Source organism: Brachybacterium sp. AOP42-C2-15, from assembly GCF_052377065.1.
Taxonomy (GTDB): Bacteria; Actinomycetota; Actinomycetes; order Actinomycetales; family Dermabacteraceae; genus Brachybacterium.
Genome location: NZ_JBQSWK010000012.1, coordinates 88,216 through 113,666, shown reverse-complemented (window position 1 = coordinate 113,666; position 25,451 = coordinate 88,216). Strand labels below are relative to the sequence as shown.

Annotated in this window: 22 protein-coding genes and 2 tRNA genes; 10 read left to right on the top strand and 14 right to left on the bottom strand. The window is 69.3% G+C overall.

Annotated features, from left to right (window positions below):
* Positions 1-142 precede the first annotated feature (142 nt).
* On the top strand, positions 143-4,831 hold the full coding sequence (locus tag ACT3SQ_RS08890; protein WP_441446208.1) for an ATP-dependent helicase: 4,689 nt from the start codon (positions 143-145) through the stop codon (positions 4,829-4,831).
* Between the two features lie 55 nt (positions 4,832-4,886).
* Entirely contained in the window at positions 4,887-5,843 is a 957-nt protein-coding gene (locus ACT3SQ_RS08885; protein WP_441446209.1) for a DNA-formamidopyrimidine glycosylase family protein, read from the top strand.
* A 31-nt stretch (positions 5,844-5,874) separates the two neighbouring features.
* Here ACT3SQ_RS08885 and ACT3SQ_RS08880 read toward each other — a convergent pair whose 3' ends face one another.
* Entirely contained in the window at positions 5,875-6,315 is a 441-nt protein-coding gene (locus tag ACT3SQ_RS08880; RefSeq protein ID WP_442332819.1) for a hypothetical protein, read from the bottom strand.
* 88 nt (positions 6,316-6,403) lie between these two features.
* Between ACT3SQ_RS08880 and ACT3SQ_RS08875 the strand changes: the two genes are divergently transcribed.
* Positions 6,404-6,476 (top strand) — tRNA-Arg (locus ACT3SQ_RS08875).
* Between the two features lie 24 nt (positions 6,477-6,500).
* Here ACT3SQ_RS08875 and ACT3SQ_RS08870 read toward each other — a convergent pair.
* The 9 genes from ACT3SQ_RS08870 to ACT3SQ_RS08830 all read right to left on the bottom strand — a co-directional run bounded on the left by ACT3SQ_RS08870 (position 6,501) and on the right by ACT3SQ_RS08830 (position 12,230).
* Positions 6,501-7,883, bottom strand: coding sequence for a tyrosine-type recombinase/integrase (locus tag ACT3SQ_RS08870; protein WP_444601062.1), 1,383 nt, complete (start codon positions 7,881-7,883; stop codon positions 6,501-6,503).
* 206 nt (positions 7,884-8,089) lie between these two features.
* Positions 8,090-8,251, bottom strand: a complete 162-nt coding sequence (locus tag ACT3SQ_RS08865; protein WP_444601061.1) for a hypothetical protein — start codon at positions 8,249-8,251, stop codon at positions 8,090-8,092.
* Between the two features lie 236 nt (positions 8,252-8,487).
* Positions 8,488-9,174, bottom strand: a complete 687-nt coding sequence (locus ACT3SQ_RS08860) for a hypothetical protein (protein WP_444601060.1) — start codon at positions 9,172-9,174, stop codon at positions 8,488-8,490.
* Positions 9,175-9,661: 487 nt separating this feature from the next.
* A complete protein-coding gene (locus tag ACT3SQ_RS08855; protein ID WP_444601059.1) occupies positions 9,662-10,231 on the bottom strand; it encodes a hypothetical protein in 570 nt (189 codons plus the stop codon).
* Positions 10,228-10,428: a hypothetical protein gene (locus ACT3SQ_RS08850; RefSeq protein ID WP_444601058.1), complete on the bottom strand. Its 201-nt coding sequence runs from the start codon at positions 10,426-10,428 to the stop codon at positions 10,228-10,230. Before ACT3SQ_RS08850 ends, ACT3SQ_RS08855 begins: the two co-directional genes overlap by 4 nt.
* The gene (locus ACT3SQ_RS08845) at positions 10,425-10,724 is read right to left on the bottom strand and encodes a hypothetical protein (RefSeq protein ID WP_444601057.1); all 300 of its coding nucleotides are present in this window, start codon (positions 10,722-10,724) and stop codon (positions 10,425-10,427) included. The genes ACT3SQ_RS08850 and ACT3SQ_RS08845 overlap by 4 nt, the downstream gene beginning before the upstream one ends.
* Before the next feature lie 20 nt (positions 10,725-10,744).
* A complete protein-coding gene (locus tag ACT3SQ_RS08840; RefSeq protein WP_444601056.1) occupies positions 10,745-11,026 on the bottom strand; it encodes a hypothetical protein in 282 nt (93 codons plus the stop codon).
* 428 nt (positions 11,027-11,454) lie between these two features.
* Positions 11,455-11,676: a helix-turn-helix transcriptional regulator gene (locus tag ACT3SQ_RS08835; protein ID WP_444601055.1), complete on the bottom strand. Its 222-nt coding sequence runs from the start codon at positions 11,674-11,676 to the stop codon at positions 11,455-11,457.
* A gap of 212 nt (positions 11,677-11,888) precedes the next feature.
* Positions 11,889-12,230, bottom strand: a complete 342-nt coding sequence (locus ACT3SQ_RS08830; protein WP_444601054.1) for a hypothetical protein — start codon at positions 12,228-12,230, stop codon at positions 11,889-11,891.
* A 228-nt stretch (positions 12,231-12,458) separates the two neighbouring features.
* On the opposite strand from ACT3SQ_RS08830, the gene ACT3SQ_RS08825 reads away from it, so the two are divergent.
* Positions 12,459-12,752 (top strand): hypothetical protein, encoded by a 294-nt coding sequence (locus tag ACT3SQ_RS08825; protein WP_442331741.1) that lies wholly within the window; start codon positions 12,459-12,461, stop codon positions 12,750-12,752.
* Between the two features lie 23 nt (positions 12,753-12,775).
* Here the strand turns inward: ACT3SQ_RS08825 and ACT3SQ_RS08820 are convergent, their stop codons facing one another.
* The gene (locus ACT3SQ_RS08820) at positions 12,776-13,303 is read right to left on the bottom strand and encodes an acyl-CoA thioesterase (protein ID WP_442331742.1); all 528 of its coding nucleotides are present in this window, start codon (positions 13,301-13,303) and stop codon (positions 12,776-12,778) included.
* 148 nt (positions 13,304-13,451) lie between these two features.
* On the opposite strand from ACT3SQ_RS08820, the gene orn reads away from it, so the two are divergent.
* Positions 13,452-15,359 carry an oligoribonuclease gene (gene orn / locus ACT3SQ_RS08815; RefSeq protein WP_441445988.1) on the top strand — a complete coding sequence of 636 codons (1,908 nt, stop codon included), beginning with the start codon at positions 13,452-13,454 and terminating at the stop codon, positions 15,357-15,359.
* A gap of 92 nt (positions 15,360-15,451) precedes the next feature.
* Positions 15,452-16,747, top strand: coding sequence for an MFS transporter (locus tag ACT3SQ_RS08810; protein ID WP_441445989.1), 1,296 nt, complete (start codon positions 15,452-15,454; stop codon positions 16,745-16,747).
* A 46-nt stretch (positions 16,748-16,793) separates the two neighbouring features.
* Here the strand turns inward: ACT3SQ_RS08810 and ACT3SQ_RS08805 are convergent, their stop codons facing one another.
* On the bottom strand, positions 16,794-17,141 hold the full coding sequence (locus ACT3SQ_RS08805) for a thiamine-binding protein (protein WP_441445990.1): 348 nt from the start codon (positions 17,139-17,141) through the stop codon (positions 16,794-16,796).
* Positions 17,142-17,375: 234 nt separating this feature from the next.
* Here ACT3SQ_RS08805 and ACT3SQ_RS08800 point away from each other — a divergent pair, with 234 nt between their 5' ends.
* Positions 17,376-18,359, top strand: coding sequence for a diaminopimelate dehydrogenase (locus ACT3SQ_RS08800; protein ID WP_441445991.1), 984 nt, complete (start codon positions 17,376-17,378; stop codon positions 18,357-18,359).
* Positions 18,360-18,381: 22 nt separating this feature from the next.
* On the opposite strand, the gene ACT3SQ_RS08795 is transcribed toward ACT3SQ_RS08800, so the two are convergent.
* Positions 18,382-20,046, bottom strand: coding sequence for a hypothetical protein (locus ACT3SQ_RS08795; protein WP_441445992.1), 1,665 nt, complete (start codon positions 20,044-20,046; stop codon positions 18,382-18,384).
* Between the two features lie 309 nt (positions 20,047-20,355).
* Between ACT3SQ_RS08795 and ACT3SQ_RS08790 the strand changes: the two genes are divergently transcribed.
* The 3 genes from ACT3SQ_RS08790 to ACT3SQ_RS08780 all read left to right on the top strand — a co-directional run bounded on the left by ACT3SQ_RS08790 (position 20,356) and on the right by ACT3SQ_RS08780 (position 24,559).
* A tRNA-His gene (locus ACT3SQ_RS08790) sits at positions 20,356-20,431 on the top strand.
* A 213-nt stretch (positions 20,432-20,644) separates the two neighbouring features.
* On the top strand, positions 20,645-21,868 hold the full coding sequence (locus tag ACT3SQ_RS08785; protein ID WP_441445993.1) for an alpha/beta hydrolase: 1,224 nt from the start codon (positions 20,645-20,647) through the stop codon (positions 21,866-21,868).
* 168 nt (positions 21,869-22,036) lie between these two features.
* Positions 22,037-24,559, top strand: a complete 2,523-nt coding sequence (locus ACT3SQ_RS08780; protein WP_441445994.1) for a GcvT family protein — start codon at positions 22,037-22,039, stop codon at positions 24,557-24,559.
* 26 nt (positions 24,560-24,585) lie between these two features.
* Here ACT3SQ_RS08780 and ACT3SQ_RS08775 read toward each other — a convergent pair whose 3' ends face one another.
* A complete protein-coding gene (locus ACT3SQ_RS08775) occupies positions 24,586-25,416 on the bottom strand; it encodes an IclR family transcriptional regulator (protein WP_442331745.1) in 831 nt (276 codons plus the stop codon).
* Positions 25,417-25,451: the final 35 nt, after the last annotated feature.

Sequence of the window (25,451 nt, the reverse complement as noted above, 5' to 3'; positions counted from 1 at the left end):
CAGCTGGTGCGGGACCCGCCGTGCCATCCATCCTGCCACGATGGACTGCGAGTTGGCAGGGTCGCCAGCATCCGCCTCTTCCCCAGCACGGAGTACGGCCGACGCGCGGCGGCGTGTGGGCCCTGCGGGCCACAATGGGTCAATGGCCCTGTCTCGCCGCGCTCTCCCCTCGTTCTTCTCTGCTGCCACCGCGACGTGGTTCGCCGAGTCGTTCGAGTCGCCCACCCCAGCGCAGTCGGCTGCGTGGGAGGCGATCGAGCGCGGTGATGACACGCTGGTCGTCGCACCGACCGGCTCGGGCAAGACTCTCGCCGCCTTCCTCACCGCGATCGATCGCCTGGCGACGTCACGCGCCGAACGGCAGCCGACCATTGCTGCGAATACCGGATCCGGGCGCGGCCTCACCCGGGTCCTGTACCTCTCCCCCTTGAAGGCCCTCGGCGTCGATGTCGAGCGGAACCTGACCTCGCCCCTGGTGGGCACGGCACGGGCGGCGGAGCGGCTGGGAACGCCCCGCTCCGCGATCAACGTGGGCGTGCGCACCGGGGACACGCCGGCCGCCGAGCGTCGGCGGCTGATCTCCCATCCCCCGGAGATCCTGATCACCACTCCCGAGTCACTGTTCCTGATGCTCACCTCCCAGGCGCGCGAGACGCTCCGCGGGGTGGACACGGTGATCCTCGACGAGGTGCATGCGGTCGCGGGGACGAAGCGGGGCGTGCACCTCGCACTGTCGCTGGCCCGGCTCGATGCGCTGCTCGAGGCGCCTGCCCAGCGCATCGGGCTCTCCGCCACCGTCGAACCGGTCCAGGAGGTCGCCGATTTCCTCACCGGCTCCGGCCGTGTCCGCGAGGTGACCGTGGTGAGACCGGAGTCGACCAAGCGCTGGGACATCACCGTGACGCTCCCGGTGCGCGATCTGCAGGCGATCGAGCCTCCCGCCGATGCGGTCGACGACGAGGACGTGTCCGGCACCATCTGGCCGCATGTCGAACGTGCCGTGCTCGAGGAGGTCCTCGCACATCGTTCGACCATCGTCTTCACGAACTCCCGCAGCCAGGCTGAGCGCCTGACCGGCAAGCTCAACCGCCTGCACGCGCGGCGGTCCGCCGCCGATGGAGCCCCGGAGCCTGCTGGAGATGAGCTCGAGGACATCGCCCGCGCCCATCACGGCTCGATGTCCAAGGAGGTGCGCGCTGGGATCGAGGAGCAGCTGAAGTCCGGGACGCTGCGCTGCGTGGTCGCGACCTCGTCGCTCGAGCTCGGGATCGACATGGGCGCGGTGGACCTGGTCCTGCAGGTCGCCGCGCCGATGTCCGTCTCGAGCCTGCTGCAGCGGGTGGGTCGCGCGGGACATGACGTCGGTGCGGTCTCCCACGGTTCCCTGCATCCGTTGCACGCCGCAGATGTGCTGCGCTCCGCCGTCGCGGTGCAGGAGGCGGTCGCGGGCAGGATCGAGCCGCTCTCCGTGCCGCGCAACGCTCTGGACGTGCTCGCCCAGCACACCGTCTCGGCCGCCGCGATGGATGATCTGCAGGTCGAGGACTGGTTCGACCTGATCCGCACCGCGCATCCCTACCGGGCGCTGCCCCGCTCCGCCTTCGACCAGACCATCGATCTGCTGGCCGGCCGCTATCCCTCCACCGACTTCTCCGAGCTCCGGCCGCGGCTCGTGCACGACCACGAGACCGGGACCCTGTCGGGCCGTCCCGGCGCCCAGCGCCTCGCGGTCACCAGCGGCGGCACGATCCCCGACCGCGGCCTGTACCCGGTGCATCTGGTCGCGAGCGAGGACGATTCGCAGCCGCGGCGGGTGGGCGAGCTGGACGAGGAGATGGTCTACGAGTCCCGTCGCGGGGATGTGATCACGCTGGGCACCACGAGCTGGCGGATCGAGGAGATCACCGCTTCGCGCGTCACCGTCTCCCCCGCCTTCGGCATGAGCGGGCGGATCCCCTTCTGGCATGGCGACGGCGACGGGCGCCCGGCGAGCCTCGGCCGAGCGATCGCGACGGCGCAGGCGGAGCTCGCCGGAGCCGACCGCACCGACGCCGCTGCCCGCCTGGCCGCGCTCGGCCTCGATGAGAACGCCCGCACCGTGCTGCTGGACCACCTGGCCGAGCAGCAGCAGGTCACCGGCGTGGTTCCCGGGCCGCAGCAGCTCGTCGTCGAGCGGTTCCTCGACGAGCTCGGCGACTGGCGGGTGGTGCTGCACTGCGCCTACGGGCAGCGGATCACCGGTCCCTGGGCGCTCGCGGTCGGTGCCCGGGTGGAGGAGCGGTACGGCCTGGACGGCCAGGTGATGGCGGCCGATGACGGGATCGTGCTGCGCATTCCCCACGGTGAGGAGCCGCCCGGCGCGGACCTGTTCGTGTTCACTCCGGAGGAGATCGAGGAGGAGGTGCGCCGTCTGGTGGGCTCCTCCGCCCTGTTCGCGGCCCGGTTCCGCGAGTGCGCGGCCCGTGCCCTGCTGTTGCCGCGGCGGGATCCGAACCAGCGCGCGCCGCTGTGGCAGCAGCGGCAGCGCTCCGCCCACCTGCTCGAGGTGGCGCGGCCGCACCCGGACTTCCCGATTATGCTCGAGGCGGCGCGCGAGTGCCTGCAGGACGTCTACGACCTGCCCGCCCTGGTGGAGCTCATGGGGCAGATCGGCGGGCGCCGGGTGGAGGTGCGCGAGGTCGAGACCCCCTCCCCCTCGCCCTTCGCGCGCTCGCTCCTGTTCGGCTATCTCGCCCAGTTCATCTACGACGCCGACGCACCGCTGGCCGAGCGCCGCACCGCCGCACTCGCCCTGGACCAGTCGCTGCTCGCGGAGCTGCTGGGCACGGTGAGCCTGCGCGAGCTGCTGGATGCCGAGGTGATCGCCGAGGTGGAGCAGCGCCTGCAGGGCCTCACCGCCGAGCGTGCCCTCCATGGCACCGAGCAGATCGCCGACACGCTGCGGCGCCTCGGCCCGCTCACCCGCACCCAGCTCGCCGAGCGCAGCGCCGAGGGCCTCGATCTGGGGGCCGCGCTCGACGAGCTGCGGGATGCCCGGCGGATCATCACGGTGCGCCTGGCCGGGGCGGAGCATCTCGCCGCGGTCGAGGACGCAGGGCTGCTGCGTGACGCGCTCGGCACCGCGCTGCCGCCTGGCATTCCGCAGGCCCATCTCGCCCCCGTGGATCGGGCCGTCGCGCAGCTGCTCTCCCGCTGGGCGCGCGGCCGCGGGCCGTTCCTCGCCGGCGAGCCGGTTGACGTCTTCGGCCTGGCTCCTGGTGTCGCGCGCAGCGCCCTCGAGCAGCTCGCCTCCGAACGGGCGCTGCAGCAGGGCGAGTTCACGCCTGGCCGCGAGGGCGAGGAATGGGTCGATGCGGAGGTGCTGCGGCGCATCCGTCGGGCGAGCCTCGCCGCCTCGCGGCGCGAGATCGCGCCGGTGCCCGGTCCCGTCTACGCACAGTTCCTCGGGCAGTGGCAGCACCTGGCGGGTCGACGGCCCGACGGCCGACGGGAGAGTGCGCACTGGCGCGGCCGGGACGGCCTGCTCTCGGTGATCGACCAGCTCACCGGGGTGTCCCTGCCGCTGTCGGCCTGGGAGTCCCAGGTGCTGCCGGCGCGGCTGCCGGAGATCACCCCCGCGATGCTCGACGCGGCCTTCGCCTCCGGAGAGCTGGTGTGGACCGGGCACGGCCGACTCGGCGGGGACGACGCCTGGATCCGGCTCCATCTCGCTGACGCTCTGCCGCTGGGCCTGGACGCGACCGCGCTCGAGGAGGCCGCGGCGGATCTCGCAGACGGCTCCCCCGCAGCCCGGATCCTCGCGCTGCTGCGCGGCACACCCGGGGCGCTGCGGCACGGGGAGATCCTCACCGCGCTCGCGGACCAGGGCCAGGCGCTCGAGCCCGCCGCGGTGCACGAAGCGCTGTGGGACCTGGCCTTCCGTGCCCTGATCACCAACGATTCCTTCGAGGCGCTGCGCAGCTATGGCCGCGGCTCGGCCCCGAAGTCCGCGGCGCGCGGCGCGGGACGCTCCCGTCCGCTCACCCGGCGCGGGGCGGCACGGCTGTCGGCCGCGATGCTGCGTCAGGGCGCTAGCTCGGTCTCCGAGCTCGTGGCCGGTCCCGTCGGCGCGGGGCGCTGGTCCGCCGTGCGGGTCGAGGGCGTGGACCCCTCAGCTCGGGCCGCGGCGATCGCGACGCTGCTGCTGGACCGGCACGGGGTGGTCACCCGCGGGGCGATGGACGTCGAGGACGTCCCCGGCGGTTTCGCCGCGGTGTACCGCGTGCTCGGAGCGCTCGAGGAGAACGGTGCCTGCCGCCGCGGCTACTTCATCGACGGGCTCGGCGCCTCGCAGTTCGCGCCTGTCGAGGCGGTGGACCGTCTGCGCGACCGGGACCGAGAGGCGGAGACGGGACGAGGCGGCGAGGAAGGAGAGAGCGGCCCGTCGGCCGACGCCCTCTGCGTCGCACTCGCCGCGACCGACCCCGCGAACCCCTACGGTGCGGCGCTCCCCTGGCCTCCGCTCACGATCCCGCCGCCCGATGGCGCGACCGCCCGCCCCGCCCGTCGCGCCGGGGCGCTCGTGCTGCTGGCCGACGGGCAGGTAGCAGCCTTCGTCGACAAGGGCGGCAAGCACCTGCTGTGGTGGGCCGACGACTCGGCGACCCAGGGGCTCGCCGCACAGCTGGTGCGGGCGATCGCCGAGGACTCCCGCCTGCCGCAGCTGCGGCTCGAACGGATCAACGGCCACCCGATCGACGCCGCCGCGGTCACCTCGATCGGTGAGGCGCTCGTGGCGGGCGGCAGCTACCGCTCGCCGCGCTCGATCCGGCTCAGGGCGGGCGATCGCTGATGCCGGGAAGTCTGCTGATGGTAGGACATCTGCTGATGCCTGAGAGGGACTGCTGATGCCCGAAGGTGACACCGTCGCCCGGCAGTGCCGGATTCTGCATGACGCCCTCGCCGGGGCGGTCCTGACCACATGTGATCTCCGGGTCCCGCGCTCCGCGACCGCCGACCTCGTCGGCTGGCGTGTGCACGAGGTGCGGCCACGTGGCAAGCACCTGCTGATGCGGCTGCTGCCACCGGTCCCGGGACCGGCGCCGCTGACCCTGCACACCCACCTCATGATGGACGGGATCTGGCACGTGAACGGGAAAGCCCTGCGCTCGAGCGACACCAGTGCCGGGCCCCGACCTGCGGACACGATCCGCGTGCTGCTCACCGCCCAGCACGAGGACGGCCGCGAGGCCCGTGCGATCGCCTACGACGTCAAGCAGGTGCGCCTGGTGCGCACCGCCGACGAGGATTCGCTCGTGGGCCATCTCGGCCCGGATCTCCTGGATCCCACGTGGGACGAGGACGCAGGGCTGCGCGACCGCGCCATCGTGAACCTGGCTGCGGACCCCGAACGCCCGATCGGGCTCGGGCTGCTCGATCAGCGCAACCTCGCCGGCATCGGCAACATCTACCGCAGCGAGCTTTGCTTCCTGCGCCGTGTCCACCCCGCCGCCCCGACCGGTGCCGCGGGCGACCTCGGCGAGTTCGTTGATCTCGCACGTCGGCTCCTGGTGCTGAACCAGGCCCGTTCGGTGCGGGTCACCACCGGCGGGATGCTGGGCCGGGACGGGGACCTGTGGGTCTACGGACGCGGCGGGAAGCAGTGCCGCCGCTGCCGCGCCCGGATCGAGCGAGGGGACCTCGCTGACCCGAGGCTGGAGGGGGCGGAGGCGCGGGTGCTGTGGTTCTGCCCGCGGTGCCAGGCCGGTCCCGGCGCTCCGCTACCGGGAGGGCGTCTACCGGGAGGGCGGCGGCAGGACACCGGCGCTCGGGGCGGTCGGCGCCGGTGGGCGGGTAGCGAGTAGCGAGTAGCGAGTAGCAGGTAGCCCTCGCCGCTCAGGAGAGGATCCGCCGAGGCTGCCCCGCCCCGTCCGTCCCGAGCCAGCCGCGCAGGATCAGCACCAGCGCCGCACCCGAGAGAATCCCATCGGCGATCCCCGGGGGCAGCAGGAAGACCATCAGCACCAAGGTGACCAGGCACATCATGAGTGACAGAGCGAGGCCCCAAAGCCGGTTCCGCCACAGCGCTACCGCGCCGAGGATCCGCAGCACCGCGAACACGCCGCTGAGCAGCATCATCGGGTAGAGATTCTCCTGGAGGTAGCCGAGGGCGAAGATCTCAGTACGCTCGGTGATCACCTCCGGGGGGATGTCGAGTGCGAGCAGGCACAGGACTCCGAGGAACACCGTGGCCTCCATGAGGATGCCCTGCATCAGGATCAGGACCGCAGCGGCGCGCAGCTGACGATGACGGGAACGGGCGGAGTCAGGAACCATGGACTCAGAGAAGCATCACCTCCATCGGTGCCGGGGGCCGGTCCGCACGATGGGAGGGCCGGATCCTCGGTAGACTCATCCGCCGTCAGCCTCCATAGCTCAATGGATAGAGCAACGGCCTTCTAATCCGTAGGTTGCAGGTTCGAGTCCTGCTGGGGGCACTGCTGACCAGGCACTATGCCTGATCAGACCGCTCGAAGATGGCGCTTTTCGGGAGCCGTTGGCTCAATGGTTGGCTTTTTCCGTCCAGCTCGTGCCAGCTGGAGCAGGTTCCCGGCATCCTTCGGGGCGGTCACGGAGTCCGCATAGGTGCGCAGGGTGAACGAAGCGTCTCCGTGGCCGACATGGGCGGCAACCTGGTTAGGCGACATGCCAGCGTTGAGGAGATCGGTGACCACCGTCTTACGGAATGTGTGCGTCGTGGCCCACGGCACGTTCACGTCCTCGTGATCGAACACATGCCGCATCGCATCGTTGACGTTGGACTGATCCCGCCAGGTCCCATTGATCGACGGGAACACTGCACCTTCGGGAGACATTGGCAGCGGCTTCTCCTGGCCGATCTCGGTCATGCGGGCATAGCGCTCGCGCAGCAGATCGGCAGTGTCGGAGCCGATGTAGACGAAGCGCTCACCGGCCTCCGTCTTCGTCCACGCCTGCCGGACGATGCCCTGACCCTTGACCCGGCCCAGCGTGCCGTTGATCGACACTGACGGAGACTTCCCGGTGAGCTTCACGTCCTCCCAGCGGAGCGCCAGTGCCTCGCCGATGCGAACGCCGGTGCTGAGCATGAAGCGGATCAGGTCGGCAGTGTCGTTGTCGTTGGTCCGCTTGTCCTTCTCGATGAAGGTGAGCAGGCGCTCCTGATCCTCAGCGGTGAGAGCCCGGTCAGTGTCCCTCTCGCGCAGCACCTTGCCATCCTCCAGCGCCTTGCGCTCCGTCTCCGTCTTCACCTTCGCCTCAGTGCGGCGTGAGCGCTTCACTGCACCCATGCCAGCCATCGGGCCGGGGGCGGAGACGATGCCGTAGCCAACGGCGCGCTTGAACATGCCGCCAACTACTGACTTCACACTATGCGCCGCGCCGTTGCCGTGATCGTTAGCGATGCCCTGCAACCACTCCCGCAGCTCCAGGTGTGCCAGCGAGGAAAGCTCGCGGCCGTTGAACTCGTGGCCCTCGGTGAGCACGTGATGCTTCATCGCACCGGTGTAGACGCGCATCGTCGCATCGGAGTAGTCGGAGTCGTCGGACTCGATCCATGCCAGATGAAGGGCGGCGAAACCGTCCCAGGTGGATGGGATCGACATAGCCGCATCCTTCGCCCCCATAGCCTCCAGCCTGGCGGCGTACTGTTCCCGCGCCTTGCGCTTCACCGCATCCTCAGCAACGGAACGGTTCCGGCCACGGGCCTGCACGCGGACCGGACGCCCACCATCCAGTGCGCCGTACCTGGTGTTGGCGATGTAGTAGGAGATGGCCCTGCCCGTCGCATCTTTGTTGCCGTCCTTGTCGTACGCGGTCACCTGCACCGCGCCGGCCTCGCCTGCCGCAAGTCTGTTCTTTGCCATGCCCCGAGAGTACGGCGCGAGCCAACGAATAGCAAGGTCTCAGACCGATACCGTTGCAGGTCAACAGGCCCGCCGACACCAGGGGGAAGGGGTGGGGGGTGACCCCTAGACATGTACGCAAGTCCCCCCGCTGGTCTCAGCCGGGACATTCCCGTACGGGTTTCATAGGCTCGCTACACGTCAAGACACTTCGGAGCGTCGCCGACTCAATCCGCACGGCTCGCCGCCAGGTCGAGAGTCACGTTGCCGCAGGTCAGCCCAATAGTGCTGGCGTCGGCAATAATGGCAGCCACTTCCTGAACACCGAGACTGCATCCAAGGTCGGCTTCGGCGACCGCATGATTCCCGACGTGCACCTGACGCACCATGCCGCCTACTTCGTGGCGCTGAACGTCGGCGTCGTCCCCACTGGCCCTAGAGCAGCCCGGGAATGCCTACCCCTCCGGGAGTACCCCTAGACCCTCCGGGGCGCTCCAAAGACGAGTCCTGCCATCGTCTGATGAGTGTGAGCGCCTGAGTCGGTGAGCAGCGAGGCGGCAGACATGAAGAAAGCGCCCCACCTCCAGCACTAAGCCAGGGGTGGGGCGCTTCATGGAGTTGTGGATCAGGACCAGCGGCCCCGGCGGACCTCGGAGAAGGTCATCTCATCGAGTCCGAGACGGATCAGCTCGGCGATGTCGGGGTCAGCCTTTGCCGCCACGACGCGGACAACACCGCCGATGCTCACGGCCTGGTAGGTCCGCCCGTCAACGATGAGGTGGGTCGGCTTGTTCTTCTCCGGGTACAGCGTGCCGATGGTGACTCGCACAGGGTGGTCGGGGTCGGTGGGGTTGCTCTGCTCCTGCCCGGCCTGCTGTGCGGCGGTGAGTGCGTGGCCGATGAACCGGTCCCAGTCCTGGGCGGCCTCCCTGGCGTCCGTGAGTGCCTGTGCGGCCTTCTGCTCGGCCTCGGCGATCCGGCGCTGGTACTCGGCGTGCTTGGCCTCGATGCCGTTCACTCCATCGGCGGCGAGGTCTAGCAGCTCCAGTCGCCGAAGCTCGGCGACGGCACCGGGCAGGGTGACGGACCGCAGCTCCTCCAGACGCCCGGATCGACGGGAGATCAGGCTCTCCAGCTCGGCGAGGCGGTCAAGGTCAGCAGGGGTGAGCAGTCCCTTCTCGGCGAGGTGGTCATGCTCAGCCTGGAGGGGTTCAAGCTCAGCGGCGAGAGCAGAGACGGAGGACTCGACTTCCTTGATGTACTCCTCGGCGAGGATGACAGGAGACTTCTGGGTGTTCTTCTTGGCGGTCATAGTGAACTACTTTCTATCGGTGATGTTCTTCTACTCGTCGGATAGTCGGTCGGGCTTCGCCCTCCCTCCCATCCTCCTCGTGTTCTAGTTGTTCTTCATTGAAGGTCAGCGAAGCTAAAGGTTGAAAGGAAGGAGGTTCTAAACCTTGAAGGGCTTGAACTTCCTGTTCTTCTTCGCCGCTCGTCGGAGGTTCGGTCGGCTTCGCCTCCCTCACCTCCTCCTCGCCGCCCTTCTGTTCTTCGCTGACTTCTAGGGCCAGATGCGCGATGCGGGTTCCGGGTGCCGGGGACGCCGCTGTAGAGGCGGCGTGCCGGATGCCGGATGCCGGGGCGCGATGCTGGAGGTCTACGGGCTTGCAACTGAGCTGGGTGGTTTAGAGTACGCAACCTTATGTCCCCACCTGCGGGTTTACCCTCAAAAACGGGCACGCCATGTCCGCCTGTTGCTGACACATTCAGCACTCTGTGTCAGAACGATGGGAGGTCGTCTAGGCGGCTCTCGGGCGGGCCGCAGTAAGGCTCCTGCCTGCCTCGTCGATGCGCCGCCGCTTCGCTACCCGCTGAGAGCTGGGGCGGTTATTCGCAACCCCCGCGAGGTAGATATGCCGGGCGTCTGAATCGTCGTGGAACTGTGCAGCTCGCTTGCCCTGAGCGATGGTCCGCCGGACCGTTCTCGCATCGCATCCGAGGATCGCCTCCAGCTCCCCGGAATTGAAATCGGCACGCCCGTCGGAATCGCAGCGAGCGACCGCGGCGAACCACATTCGCATTACCTTCGGCAGCTCCTCGGTATTCGCCGACTGCTCAGCATGGGGAATCACGACTTTGGACCAGCTCCGTTCCGAAATACTGGTGCGGCTGGGGATGGGCGTGACGCGCACGGCCTTGCCGTCCCGCATCAGTGCACCGCTCCCAGCGAGCACCGCCATGGTGAACACGCTCGTGTCGATCTCCTGTCCACGCGGCTTCTCCCGGTACGCCGTCAGGTCCTCGATGGTCGCGAGCCATGGCGGCGCCGTCTCTGTTATGGCGACCGTCCTGCTCGTCTGGTCTGTCATACGCTCACCTCGTCGTCTGGGAGCACGACGTTGCCGTCCTCGTCGGCAAGCTCCAGCATGGTTAGCAGGGTCACCGCTTCCTCGCCGGTCAGCACTCCCGACTCCCAGCGCTTGCGGATCTCCTCTGCGTACTCGGCCTTGCCCTGCTCGTCGAACTTGTGCCCCATCGCCTTCTCCTTCGCCGTCGTGGTGCTCATCTGCCGCCCGCCTCCCCGCTCTCAGCCTCGGTGCCGTAGGCGACCATCGACCGCAGCTCGGTCGGCGTACTGCCCTCGGCGAGCGCTCCGGCCTCGATCAGTCCGTCGATCCGGGCTCGCACAAACCCTGAGGAGGCTCGCCGGCGGTCCGGCTGTTTCAACCACGCGGATAGCTGACCCTTCCGCAAGTACGTGATCCCCTCGGAGTCAGCGAAGATGATTGACGCAAGCATGATCCGCAGGTCCGGGTGAACGGCACTGTTCTTCATGAAGGCGACGGCCTCGGCGTCGATCATGTGGACGGTCCTGGTGCCGCTCATCGGCTACCCCCAGCGAGGATGAGGACCTTCCCGTCGGACTCCTCTTGGAGCACGCCCTGGGAGACGAGTTGCCGGACCACGATGGCGACGTCCACTGCTTTCGCCTCGGCCATCTTTCCGTCCTCCGGTCGCGCCAGAAGCCGCTGAAGATGCGCCATCGACGGGGCGGTGTAGACCCCGTTGTCGTCGGCGTGCTCGATCACGTAGACGGCGAGCTGAATGCCTCGGTAGGCCCGTCGCTCTCGCATCTGCTCGTGCAGGTACTCCGTGTTCTGCATGGTTCTCCTCGATCCGGGCAGGGAGTAGCCCGGGCAGTAGTTGTGTGTTGCGTCCAGCCGTCCGGCGCAGCGGTGCGCGGGTGGGCTGTCAGTAGTGCCGGAACGGTGGTGCCGCTCGGGATTACTTCACCCCAGAGGCTTGCCGGGTACGCGGGCACGTCGGCATCCTCGGGGGGTATTTGAATCGCTCTACCGGTGCGCCTTGCGACTGTGCTTCGGGACGGACCTCCAGCCGTTCACCTGCTCCAGCGGGAAGGCGCGGATGATCGGCGCGCAGGTGTCGCATGGCGGATGCGCTCGACTCCATCCGCTCTGGTGCCCCCATGCGATCTGTGAGGCGCAGCGGACACACAGCCCTGCCTCGACATACCAGCGGTGCGTCTGATCCCAGAGGCGAGCCTGGCCCGTTGTCTCGGGAGGATCAGCCTTCACGCGGCCACCGTCCCCAGCGACTCGATCCATGCGAGGCAGTCGCTCTCGCGATACCGGACAGACCGACCGATCTTCACCCATCGGGGACCCTCTCCGAGTCCTCGACTCCTCATGTTCTGGAGGGTGGCAACGGCGAGCCCGGTCAGCTCGGAGACCTGGGGTGTGGTGAGCAGCCGGTCCTGCACTGCCGGCGCGTGGTTGACGATGGTTGCAGTCATGTGCGATGATCCTCTGGTAGTTGACTGATGCGGCACCTGACTCCTGGCGGGACTTGGTGCCGATGACCGGGACCTCATCGAGGTGTCCGGCTTTCGTCATGCGGTTACGACGGATAGCCGATGATACACCTAGTGGTGACCCGGGCATACGAGTTAGGTGCCGGTAAGTCAAGCTTGCCAGGTCACACCGGCGTGTCTCTCGGCTCGCCGAACTACCCCTCCAGCAGCCTCGACCAGAGGCCAGCGAGCGCCGGATGCCACTCGACCCCAGCCGCGCCAGCGGCATAGAAGGGCGGCTCGTCTGGTCCCCAGAGGTCCCACGGATCATCAGGTGCAGAGCCGACCAGGAACCTCCCGTGCTCCAGCAGGGCCACAACGGCGTAGCCCAGCACCCGCAGCTCTACGTCCAGGTCACGCCTGGAGCGCAACCACTCCACAGGATCAACCTGGAGCGGACCTACGGCAAGGCCGACCCCTACGCGGGCGTCATGGTCGACCAGAGCGGCGTGGTGCTCGGTGAATACGGGTTCAACAGTAGGGTGTGCGGTGCTCATCGTGGGACCTCCCGAGGTTCCGTTGTTGGCTCAATGGTTGGCTCATTGGTTGGCTTTATCCGCTGATCGGTGCCGCTGATCCGGGCCTTGCGAGTGACTCCTAGCCGTTGACCAGGTACGGCAGGGAGTTCAAGTGTCCACCTGGGAAGACGCCCCCGGGAATCCGTAGGTTGCAGGTTCGAGTCCTGCTGGGGGCACTGTCACGTGTCAACGCTCTAGGAGCCTCCGATGATCCTGAAGATCCTCACCTTCGGGGCGATCGCCCTGCTGCTCCTGCTGCGCCTGGCCCGCACCCGATTCGGGGCCCGGCTGCTCGGCGTGCCGCAGAGGGTGCTGGAGATCGTGTTCCTGGTCGCGCTGCTGCTCGCCGGGGTTCTCGCGGTGGTGTTCGAGCAGTGGATCCTGCTGGTCGTGGTCGTGATATTGCTGGTGCTCAGCGCGATCGAGGAGCTGAGGCGTCGTACGGCGAAGCGCCCGAATCCTACGTCCCGTCGCTCAGCCACCGGTTCCCTGCGGCGCTGACCTCGGGCAGCCAGCCGATGGCCTCAGAGTTCGCGGCCGTGCTGCGAGGCGCCCTCGTTCCACTGTGTGACCCAGGTCGGGACGTCGAGGTGATCGGGCAGCGGCTTCACCAGGTCGAGCACCTCGCCCATCGGCACCGAGCCGCCGGTCCTGCGCAGGAAGCGGGCGCGCACGATCGCGTCGGCGATCACCTTTCCGTCGCGACGGAAGACCTGCTCCATATAGATCCAGCGGCCATCGTGGCCGATCACCCGGGAGGCGAGATCGAACTGCTCCCACAGCATCAGGGACTTGCGATAGGTGATGGTCTGCCCGGCCACCACCGGATACCAGCCCTGGTCGGAGATGCGCTTCCAGAATCCTGAGCGGACCATGAGATCCATGCGCCCCAGATCCATCAGCGTGAGATACCGACCGTTGTTCATGTGTCGTTGCACGTCGAGATCCGCAGGATTCACCCTGAACTTCACGTGGGAGGTGTCCCACATGCTGAGGCTGCTGCGGAAGCGCACGCGGAGCATGAACAGCAGCAGGCGGAAGTACAGGTTCACAGAGAATCCTCCAAGGGCTCGCAAACGGCTCGTCGATGAGCGCAGCTGACCACACAGTAACTGTCTGACGTGACGGTCCGACGTTCGGTCCTCCATCGACCCATCGACCCATCGAGCTCGTGAGGCGTGCCCACGCTACTGTGGTGCGGTGACTTCCAGCTCCTCCCGTGCCATCAATGACCGCATCATCTGGGTCGATTGCGAGATGACCGGCCTCGACAAGCAGCGCGATGCGCTCGTCGAGATCGCCGTCCTCGTGACCGACGCCGATCTGAACATCCTCGGGGAAGGTGTCGACGTCGTCATCAAGCCCCCGGCCGAGTCGCTGACGGGCATGGATCCCTTCGTGGTGAACATGCACACCGTCTCCGGCCTGCTCGAGGAGCTCGACGGCGGGATGACGCTCGAGGAGGCGCAGGCGCAGTGCCTGGAGTATGTGCGCCAGTACTGCCCCGAGCCCGGCAAGGCGCCGCTGGCAGGCAACAGCGTCGGCACCGACCGCGTGTTCCTGGACCGCGACGTGCCCGAGTTCGCCCAGTGGCTCTCCTACCGCACGATCGACGTCTCCAGTCTCAAGGAGCTCGCCAAGCGCTGGTTCCCCCGCGTCTACTACAACATCCCCGCCAAGCACGGCGGCCATCGAGCGCTCGCCGACATCCGCGAGTCGATCCAGGAGCTGAAGTACTACCGCGAGGTGCTGCTGGTGGATGAGCCGGGGCCCACCACCGCCCAGGCCCAGGCCATCTCCCGCACCTTCGAGCTGCGGGAAGGGAGCGACACCGTCCCTGCCCTCCCGGCTCCTGCTCCGCACGTGCCCTGGCTGGACCGCGCCTCTCACCGCAGCTGGCTCGAGGGCGAGAGCGATGAGCTGCTGGTGTTCGGCTCGGAGTCGGTGCGTGAGGACGGCGGCTTCGCCTGGCTCGACGAGCAGGGCGCTCCGGATCTCTCCCGCCCCTCGGAGCTGTGGCTCACCTGCCGGATGACGCACAGCTTCGCCCTCGGGCACCTGCTGGGACGCCCGGACTTCGGCCGCTTCGCCGACCATGGGCTGGCCTCCCTGCGCGGAGTCTTCCATGACGACGAGCACGGCGGCTGGTACTCCTCCGTGGCTGGCGGCAAGGCGGTCGACGACTCGAAGCAGGCCTACGCCCACGCCTTCGTGGTGCTCGCGGCCTCCTCGGCGCTCGCCGCCGGTCGCCCCGGCGCGAAGGAGCTGCTGGACGAAGCACTCTCGGTGCTCGATGAGAAGTTCTTCGACGAGACCGCAGGCATGAGCGTGGATACCTTCGACCGCACCTTCGCCGATTGCGAGGAATACCGCGGGATCAACGCGAACATGCACACCGTCGAGGCGCTGCTGGCCGCGGCCGACGTCACCGGCGAGCGCCGCTGGCTCGATCGCGCCGTCGCCATCGCCACCCGCGCGATCGACGAGTTCGCGCGGCTGAACGACTGGGCGCTGCCCGAGCACTTCGACGTCGACTGGAACCCGCTGCTGGACTACAACCAGGATCAGCCCGCGCATCCCTTCCGCCCCTACGGCGCGACGATCGGCCACTGGATCGAATGGTCGCGTCTGGTGCTGCACGCACGCGCCGCGCTGATCGCGGCCGACGGCGAGGCACCGGAGTGGATGCTCGAGGCCGCGACCGCCCTGATGGAGAAGTCCGCCGCGGCCTTCGGGGCCGACGGGGCGCCGGGCTGGGTGTACACCGTGGACTGGGACGGCTCCCCGGTTGCCGGCGAGCGCATGCACTGGGTCGCCGCCGAGGCCGTCGGCGCCGCCGCGGTGCTGTACCAGGTCACCGGGGACCGAGTGTGGGCCGAACGCTACGAGCAGTGGTGGGAGTACATCTCGACCTACCTGCTCGACGCCGAGAACGGCTCCTGGTTCCACGAGCTGGATGCGGACAACGAGCCGCAGGGGAAGACCTGGCCGGGCAAGCCGGACATCTACCACGCCCTCCAGGCCACTCTCATCCCCCGCCTGCCGGTGACTCCCACGCTCGCCGCCGCCCTGCGCGACGGACAGCTGGACCACGACCTGCGCAGCTGAGAGATCCGCGCCGACGGCGCATCTCCACCGGAGCCCCGGCCCGACCTCGCGATGAGGCAGGGCCGGGGCTCCGCGCGGCTTATGCTCCTCGGGTGCCCCGCTCCGCAGACTCCGCATTCCTCGACCTGCGGCCGTTCCGGGCCAGCGGCGCCTTCACGAAATTGTGGATCGGCTCGACCCTCGCAGGTCTCGGTGGGCAGCTCACGATCGTCACGGTGATGCTGCACGTGTTCACTCTGACCGGCAGCACCTTCGCGGTCTCGATGGTCGCGGTGGCCGGCCTGGTGCCGATGATCATCGCCGGGCTCTACGGCGGGATGCTCGCTGACGCCTTCGACCGCCGTCGCGTCGCGCTCGCCGCCGCGGTCATCACGTTCCTCTCCACCGCGCTGCTGGCCGCCCTGACCTGGGCCGGCCTGGAGAGCATCGGCTGGCTATACCTGCTCAGCGTGCTCAACGCGGCCGCGAACTCGGTGGGCATGGCCACGCGCACCGCGATCGTGCCGCGACTGCTGCCCACGGAGCTGCTGGCCGCCGCCTCGGCTCTCAACGGCATCACCATCGGCGTGATGGTGATGGCGGGCCCGGCGCTCGCGGGCGTGCTCGTGGCGCTGACCGGGTACGGGCTCACCTACAGCATCGACGTCGTGCTCATGCTGGCGATGTTCCTGGGCCTGTGGAGCCTGCCCCCGCTGCGACCCGAGGGCGAGATCGTGCGACCTGGCCTCGCTTCCCTCGTGGACGGCTGGCGATACCTGCGCCGCTCGGCGAACATCCGCACCCAGTACCTCATGGACATCATCGCGATGACTTTCGGGAATCCGCTGACGCTGTTCCCGGCGCTGGGCACAGTGCTGCTGGGCGGCGGGGCGATCACCACCGGCGCGCTGACGGCCGCCGTCGCCGCGGGCACCTTCCTCTCGAGCCTGTTCTCCGGGCGGGCGGCGCGGTATCGCTGGCACGGGCGTGGGATCGCGCGTGCGATCCAGGTGTACGGGGCGGCGATCTTGCTCTTCGGCGCGGTGCTGCTGGTGGCGGTGCTCTTCCCGGGTGCCGATGAGCAGAACCCGCACCTGGCGCTGATCGTGGCGGCCTGCCTGGCGCTCGCCGTCTCCGGCGGGGCGGACAACATCTCCTCGATCTATCGCAACACGATGATGCAGTCCGCGGTGCCCGATGCGATGCGCGGCCGGCTCCAGGGCATCTTCATCGTGGTGGTCGCGGGCGGGCCCCGGCTCGGTGCGCTCTACGCGGGCGCCCTCGCCTCTGTGACCGCGCTGTGGCTCCCGCCGCTGCTGGGCGGGATCGTGGTGATCGTGCTGATCACGCTGCTGCTGCGCCGCGTCCCACGATTCCGCGAGTATGACGCGATGGCGCCGACGGCATGAGGTCCTCACACACGCCCGCGCGCAACCTGCTCGACGCAGGCGGGAGTCAGCTGTCGAGCTCGCCCAGAGACTGCTCCATGCGGGTGATCTTTCCCTCGAGCTCGCCCTCATGGCCGGGGCGGATGTCGGCCTTCAGCACGAGGGAGACCCGGGAGCCATAGCGCCCGGCTTCCGCCGTGGCGCGGCGGACCACGTCCATCACCTCTTCCCAGTCGCCCTCGATCTCGGTGAACATCGAGCTGGTGCGGGTGGGTAGGCCCGAGGCCCGCACGATGCGGACCGCAGCGGCAACTGCGTCGTGCACGCTCGCGCCATCGGCGCCCTCCCCGAGATGGCGGGTGAGAGACGAGTCTGAGGGCTCACCGGTGGGCTGGACGGAGAAGGCAACGATCATGCCGCCAGTCTCCCCCTGTGTCACGGACGGTGCAATGCGAAGGGCGCACGGGGCGCACAGGCACCAGCACCGGCACGGTCAGGGGTGCGGGGCACGGGGCGCGGGTCGCGGGTTGCGGGGTGCGAAGCGACGGTGACCTCGGCGAGCGCGCGTGGCCCCGGCGAGGTCCTTCGATAGGATCGGTCACGGCGTCCCTGGTCGGGGCCGTGCTCTCCATCAAGAAGAACGAGGACCATGACTGCGCTCCGCATCGGCATCGTCGGCTACGGGAACCTGGGACGAGGCGTCGAGATCGCCGTCTCCCTCCAGGAGGACATGGAGCTGGTGGGCGTGTTCACACGCCGCGAGCCGGCCGCCGTCAGCACCGTTCACGAGCAGACTCCCGTGCTGTCGATGGAGGCGCTCGAGGCGATGCAGGGCGAGGTCGATGTACTCGTGCTCTGCGGCGGATCGAAGTCCGATCTCCCCGAGCAGACCCCGCTGCTCGCCGAGCGGTTCACCGTCGTGGACAGCTTCGACACGCATGCCAGGATCCCCGAGCACTTCGCGAACGTCGATGCCGTCGCGCGTGAGGCCGGCACCACGGCGATCATCTCCACCGGGTGGGACCCGGGCCTGTTCTCGATCAACCGGGTGTACGGGGAAGCCATCCTCCCCGTCGGCTCCACCTATACCTTCTGGGGCCGCGGGCTGTCCCAGGGCCACTCCGATGCGCTGCGCCGCATCGACGGGGTCGCTGGCGCCGTCCAGTACACGATCCCGTCGGAGGACGCGATCGCCCGGGTGCGCGCCGGTGAGCGGCCCGAGCTGAGCAACCGGGAGAAGCACACTCGCGAGTGCTTCGTGGTGCTCGAGGAGGGCGCCGACGCCGAAGCCGTGCGCCATGAGATCGTGACGATGCCGCATTACTTCGAGCCCTACGAGACGGCGGTGACCTTCCTCAGCGCCGAGGAGCTCGCCCGCGACCACCGCAGCATGCCCCATGGCGGCTTCGTGATCCGTTCCGCGGAGTCCTCCCCCGGCACCACACAGACCATCGAGTACCGCCTGCAGGAGGACTCGAACCCGGAGTTCACCGCGAGTGTGCTGGTCGCCTATGCCCGCGCCGCAGGCCGGATGGCCACCGCCGGGGAGCATGGGGCGAAGACCCCCTTCGATGTGGCACCGGGTCTCCTGTCCCCGAAGACTCCCGAGCAGCTGCGCGCTGAGCTGCTGTGAGCGTGCGGGGCGCTCGCCCCGCTCAGCTCCACGGAGTGCTCTGCTCGATCCCGACGCCGTGGAGCCACGCAGTCCACGAGCTCCCCTTTCCTTGCCCGAAGCTCGCGCTGTAGTGCAGCTGGGCGAGGGAGGGCACCTCCCATGACCGCAGCTCATGCAGGAACGCCTCGCGCGCGGCGGCGCAGCCCTCGGCATCGACTGGGAATCCCTCCCCTGCCTCTGCACCGGGGCCCCTCCCTCTCACCCGGATCCGCTCGTCGCCCTCGGCGACGCTGACTGTCCAGTTGATGAGCTGGCGCAGCTCCCACCGCTCGAACCGCGGGAAGAGTCGCAGCGCGGGATCGTCATGCCAGATCGTCAGGGCGAAGGACTCGACGAGTTCGCTCGGCGCGGCCAGGAGCGTGGTGTGGACTTCTTCGAGCATCTCGCCCAGCCACTGCTCGAGCTGCCCGGCGTCCTCCGCGAGGTGATGGCGCGGCCGGAATGCCCCGCTCGAGAGGTTCTGCGGTGAGTAAGCGACCCAGCGGTCGGGGAGTTCATCGCGGGCCGGGTTCTGGAACGCGCGCTCCTCTGCATCGGCGGCCTCGTGAGCGTCCTGCATGCAGAGCCACCCCGCACCGTCATAGTCGCGTCGAAGGGTGATCCACTCCGGTCCACCCATCCATCGCACCCAGGGACCATTGCCGAGCACGTGGGGTACGCCGTGGGCCTCTCGCAGCTCTGTGAGGACCTCCGCGAACGGACCGAGCTGGACACCCTCCGGCTCCGGGGCGGGATCCGGGGCGCGCTCCGAGGCGGGCTGCTGTACCGCCGCTGCGGGCTCCAGAGCCAGCTCATGAGCCGCTTCCGGCAGTGTCGGCGAGACTTCCCGGACCACCACTTGCGGCACGATCGTCGATGTCGATGTCGATATCGATGTCGACGAGACTCCGTGAGCGGCTAGCTCCTGCCCCTGCTCCTCAGGCGCCTCCGAGTCCGGCAGTCCATAGAGCCGCATGGACTCATCGAAGAGGTCCCACTTGTCCTCGGTGAGGATGATCTCGACGCCGGAGTGATGGGCGGCGAAGAGAGCCGCCGCGAGGGTGCGCCGGACCTCGTCGGATGCCACCAGGGCCTCGAGTGGGATGCGCACCCCGCCGTCATTCTTGACCAGCTCGAAGAGGGGCCTCGTCCACCGCGGTGCGGCATCGCGGAGGGCGCGCGCATCCCGCACTCCGATCAACAGCTCCGCCCGCTGGATGCCGCTGAGGCGCGCGAGGGTGACTACGCCCAGCTTCGCTGTCTGAGGGGTGTTTCGCTCGTCCCATCCCAGCCCCATGGTCACCTCGGCCCAGGGGATCTGGGGCATCCCGAGGATCGTGATCCCCTGGGACGTGATGACCACCGAATGTTCGGGGGATCGCAGGCCTATGAGTGCTCGTCGCCGGGACAACGCGATCCGTACGGCGCCCAACGAGGTGAGGACCATCAGGAACACCATCATCAGGAGCACCATCCACGGCAGGTCCTGCTCAAGGAGGAGATAGAACAGCCCCACGCCGACCCCTACGAAAGCCAGCAGGAAGCCCGCGAGCACCGCCGCGCTGGTGTACCGCAGGCGAGCGACAGCTGCGCGATCGATCGGCGCTCGATAGGCGTTGCCTGCGAGGAAGTAGCCCTGCCAGTCCCGCACCTCTTCGTCGGACAACCCCAGGTAGAGCCTCGCGGACCGCGGCCCAAAATCAGCGGAAGAGAAGCCCTCGCTGAATCCTGCGGGAACCTGGGAGGACCCACCCCTGGATGGAGTGGAGCTCATGCGCCAGTCCCGGCCCACACGGCGCCCGGAAGCGTAGGCACACCGAGACGAGAGGGCGTGCAGGGGAGGGTCATGGCCGTATCTTCACCTGATGCCTGTCTCGATGCAATGCGAGTCACACTCCTGCCAGCCCTTCTGGGGCGCGAAGCCCTCGGGAAGACGGTATGGTTGTCACTCGTTGCGGGTTCTACATCGCACATGGTGGTCGTAGCTCAGTTGGTAGAGCTCCTGGTTGTGGTCCAGGCGGTCGCGGGTTCAAATCCCGTCGATCACCCCAAGAAACGCCCTGGTGACAGGGCGTTTCTTTATTTCTGCTCACGCCTGGGGCCGACATTGCGCCTGCGGGACCGGGAGAATTCTCTGGCTTCCACTGGGGGCGGTCGATAGGGTCGGAGCATGACGGCGGTCATCGTCTGCAGCGGATCCCTGCTCCGGATCCTGCGTGAGAACGACCTCCCCCGCTCCGTGCCGGATCCGGGGTGAGCCCGCAATGCCGTACGGATATGTCGCCACGCTCCTGGTCTGGGCTCTCGTCACCGCGGCGATGCTCCGCCCACCGCATCGCCCGATGCTGCTCGCCCGCGTCGTCTACTTCCTCAGCGTCGCCGCGAACGAGCTGCCCCTGCTCGTGCTGCTCCTGCTGGGGCTGAGCACTGTGAGCACGCTCAGCTCGCGGAGTCCGAGGGCCGATGTCTCCGGCCTGCTCGCCCTGGTGCTGGGCACATTCGTCGCGGCAGGTCTGCTCGTGCTGCAACGACGGGTGGGCCGGGCCCGCGGCATCATCGCGCGGGAGGTGGGCCTGCCCCTCGACTCGCACGCCGTGCGGTGGGCGTGGCTGCTGCCCCTCCCACTCCGCCCGCGCGGCGTCGAGCGGCTCGCGAACCTCCGCTACGGTCGCGGCGGGACCGAGCACCTCCTGGATCTCTACCGCCCGCGTGACCAGGCCGCGCAGCACCGCCCCGGCGACGGCCGCTCCGAGGGCAGCGGCTCCGAGGGCAGACGCTCCGAGGGCAGACGCTCCGAGGGCAGCGGGCCCGGGAACCGCAGCCCCGCGCCGGTGCTCATCTACTTCCACGGCGGCGGATACCGCAGCGGCGGTAAGCACTTCGAGTCCGCCCATCTGAGGCACCGGATGGCCCAGCGTGGCTGGGTGGTGCTGAGCGCGAACTACGGCCTGCGCCCGCGGGCCACCTGGCCTGAGCACCTCATCGATGCGAAGCGCGTGATCGCCTGGGTCCACGAGAACGCCGCTCAGCACGGGATGGATCCCCGCCGGATCGTCATGTCCGGCAGCTCCGCGGGAGCTCATCTGTCGATCCACTGCGCCCTGACGGCGAACGACCCCGCACTGCAGCCCGGCTTCGAGACGACCGACACCCGCCTCGCCGCGGCCGTGCTGCTCTACGGGTACTTCGGCGGGTACTACGGCCGAGATGCGCACGAACAGCCCACCTCCCATCCCCTGGATCTGCCCGTCGGCGCCGCCCCGCCGATCGTGGCTTTCCACGGGGACCAGGACAACCGGGTCCCGGTTCAGCAGGCCCGCGACCTGGTCTCCCATCTGCGCTCCAGATCACCGTGCGCTGTCGCCTATGCCGAGCTCCCCGGGGCGCAGCACGGCTTCGACGTGTTCGCCTCCCCACGGTGCCGGGCCGTGGTGGACGGCATCGAGCACTTCCTCACCGAGCAGGTGGCCCGGCCCGCCCCCGACTGACCATCCCCGAGCTCCGCTCCGAGCAGTTCCGCCCCCGGGCAGTCACACCACCGTGCTGTTCGGCCACAGTGCTGGTCCGCCACCGCGTAGAGGGGAGCTGCCCGCCCCTGGGCAAACCGCCACCGCAGGGCTACCGTAAGGGGGCCACAGGCAGGTCGGGAGGTCGCCATGGCACAGCTGCCAGATCGTGCAGACATCGTCGTCATCGGAGCCGGGGTGGTGGGCAACGCCGCCGTCGCCCATCTCGCGGACCATGGCTGGCGCCGCATCGTCCAGATCGACAAGGGCCCCCTGCCCGATCCGGGCGGATCCACAGGTCACGCGTCGAACTTCGTGTTCCCCGTCGACCACTCCAAGGAGATCACCGATCTCACCGTGGACTCGCTGCGCCAGTACGGCGAGCTCGGGGTGCTGACCCGCTGCGGCGGCATCGAGGCCGCCCGCAGCGCCGAGCGCATGCAGGAGCTCACCCGGCGCATGACCTCGGCCCGGGCCTGGGGCGTCGAGGCCCAACTGCTCTCCCCTGCCGAGATCCAGGAGCTCGTGCCGCACTGCGACTCGAGCCTGCTGATCGGCGGCTTCTACACCCCCACCGGCGCGATCGTCGATCCGTTGCGCGCCGGGGAGCTCTTCCGCGAACGGGCCGAGGCCGCCGGCGCTCTCACCACCGTCGCCGAGACCGAGGTGACCGGCATCGACGTCACCTCCGGGCGGGTGCGCCGCGTGCTCACCGACCGAGGCGAGATCGAGACCGAGCTCGTGCTCATCGCCTGCGGTGTCTGGAGCCCACAGGTCGCGGCGCTCGCCGGGGCCGCGATCCCGCTCACCCCGGCGGTGCACCAGATGCTCGACGTGGGCCCGATCCCCGCGCTCGCCGAGACCGACGAGTGGGTGAGCTTCCCGCTGCTGCGCGACATGGACAACCTGATGTACGAGCGCCAGCGCGGCGCGGACCTCGAGATCGGCTCCTACGCGCACCGCCCGCTGCTGCACGATCCGAGCGAGATCCCGCCGGTCGGGGACCACCCCGGGCAGGCGAGCCCCACCAGCTTCCCCTTCACCGAGGAGGACTTCACCGCGCAGCTGGCCCATGCCCGCGAGCTCTTCCCGAGCCTGCTCACGGATCCGGAGCCGCCGCGGAAGGCGGCGATCAACGGGCTGCTCTCCCTCACCCCCGACGGGGGCGCCCTGGTGGGTGAGACGCCCGAGGTGGCCGGGCTGTGGTCCGCTGCCGCGGTGTGGATCAAGGAGGCCGCCGGGGTGGGGCGCATGGTCGCCGAGCTGCTCACCGAGGGCAGCAGCGAGATCGACGCGCACGGCTCCGACATCGCGCGCTTCCATCCCTCCCAGCGCACCCGGGAGCACGTGCGGGCGCGCGCGGCCGAGGGCTTCCCCAAGGTGTACGGGATCAGCCATCCGCGCGAGCAGTGGCTCTCGAACCGGCCGCTGCGGACCAGTCCCCTGCACGTCCGCACCGAAGCGCTCGGGGCGGAGTTCTACGAGGCGGCAGGCTGGGAGCGGCCCCAGTGGTACTCCGCGAACCGGCCTCTGCTCGAGAAATTCGCGGACGGCGTGGACCGCCGCACCCACGAGTGGGATGCCCGTTGGTGGTCGCCGCTCATCGAGGCCGAGCACCTCGCGATGCGCGAGCGCGTAGCACTGGTGGACCTTGCCGCCTTCGCGATCCTCGACGTCTCCGGCCCCGGCGCGCTGGAGTTCCTCGAGCACCTCGCGGTGGCGCGCATCGACGTGCCCGTCGGCCGGGTCGTGTACACCCCGCTGCTCACCCCGGCCGGCACCTTCCGCAGCGACCTCACGATCGTCCGCCGCGGCGAGACCGAGTTCCGCGTGATCACCGGCGGCGCCGAGGGCGGCCGGGACCTCGCGTGGCTGCGAACCCACCTGCCGGCCGACGGTTCGGTGCAGCTGACGGACTCGTCCTCAGCGGTGACCACGATCGGGGTATGGGGCCCACGAGCCCGCGACCTCGTCCAGCCGCTCACCGCGGAGGATCTCTCCGATGCCGCCTTCACCTTCGGCACCGCCCGCAACGCGGTGATCGGCGGAGTGCCGGTGTCGATGCTGCGGATCAGCTACGTAGGTGAGCTGGGCTGGGAGCTGCACGTCGCGGCCGAGCTCGCGCCACGCCTGTGGGACCGGCTGTGGGAGGCCGGGCAGGGGCACGGCGCGATCGCGGCCGGGATCGGCGTGTACGGCACCACGGGCCGGCTCGAGAAGGGCTACCGGCTGATGGGTGCCGAGCTCACCGGCGAGTACAACCCCATCGAGGCGGATCTCGCCCTGCCCAAGGTCAAGCGCGCGGACTTCGTGGGCAAGCCCGCCTACCTCGCCTCCCGCGAGCAGGGCCCGGCGGCGATGCTGTGCACGCTCGCGCTCACAGATCCCCCGTCGAACCCGGAGATCGCACGGTGTCCGACAGGCGGTGAGCCGGTGCTCTCCACGGACGGCGAGGTCCTCGTCGATGCTCGCGGCCGGCGTTCCTTCGTGACCTCCGCGGGGCCCGCCCCGTCTCTGGGTCGCTACCTGCTGCTGGCCTACCTTCCCCTCGCACAGGCGGTGGAGGGCACCGCGCTGCAGGTCGAGCACCTCGGGGCGCGGCTGCCGGCTAAGGTGCTCACCGTCGGCCGCACCCCGGCGTTCGACCCGGAGGATGCCCGGATGAAGGGCTGAGCCGGGCCGCTGCCGGGCGCCCCGGCTCAGCCGGTCATCTCGGGACGGTGCCCCAGGCGTCGGGAGATCTCCGCGGCCGCCTGCTGCACCTGCTCTGCGACCTCGGGGAGCCTGCCTCGACCGAGACGGTAGGCCGGCCCTGCTGCGGACAGGGCCGCGATGACGCTCCCCTCCGGCCCATAGATCGCCGCGGCCACCGCGTTCAGGCCCTCCTCGAACTCCTCCTCGGCGACCGCCCAGCCGCGTACGGCCGCCTCCTGCAGCTGTGCGCGCAGAACATCGGCCTCGACGATCGTCTGGGCGGTGAACCGCTCGAGATCGCCGGCGAGAACCGCCTCGCTCTGCGCGAGCGGGAGATGCGCCAGCAGCACCTTCCCGCTCGAGGTCGCGTGCAGGACGGTCGCATCCCCCACCCAGTTGTGCAGGGCGACGGTGCGGGCACCCTGGGCCTGGTACAGGTTCACCGCCGCGCCGGAGCGGTAGACAGCGAGGTTCACCGTCTCCCCGAGCTGCTCGGCGAGCGCGTCGCAGACCGTGCCGCCCACAGCGGTGAGATCCTGCCGGGAACGGGTGGCGGCGGCGAGCCGGAGGATGCCGACCCCGAGCTGCACCGGCCCTCCCTCGACCCGCCGCTCGACGAGGTCATGGGCCTGGAGAGCGGCGACCAGGCGGGAGACCGTGGACTGGTGGACCCCCAGCTCCTTCGCGATCCGGCCCACCCCGGAGCGCCCGTCCCGGGCGAGGATCTCCATCACCTGCGCCGCACGGTCCACAGACTGCACGCCGCCCGCCCGGGTGACCGCATGCTGCGGCTGCTCTGCTCCGATGCCCGAGCTGCGTCCGGCCGTCATCCTCATGACTCCCCCTCACCACTATGCGCAGTGCGCATGCC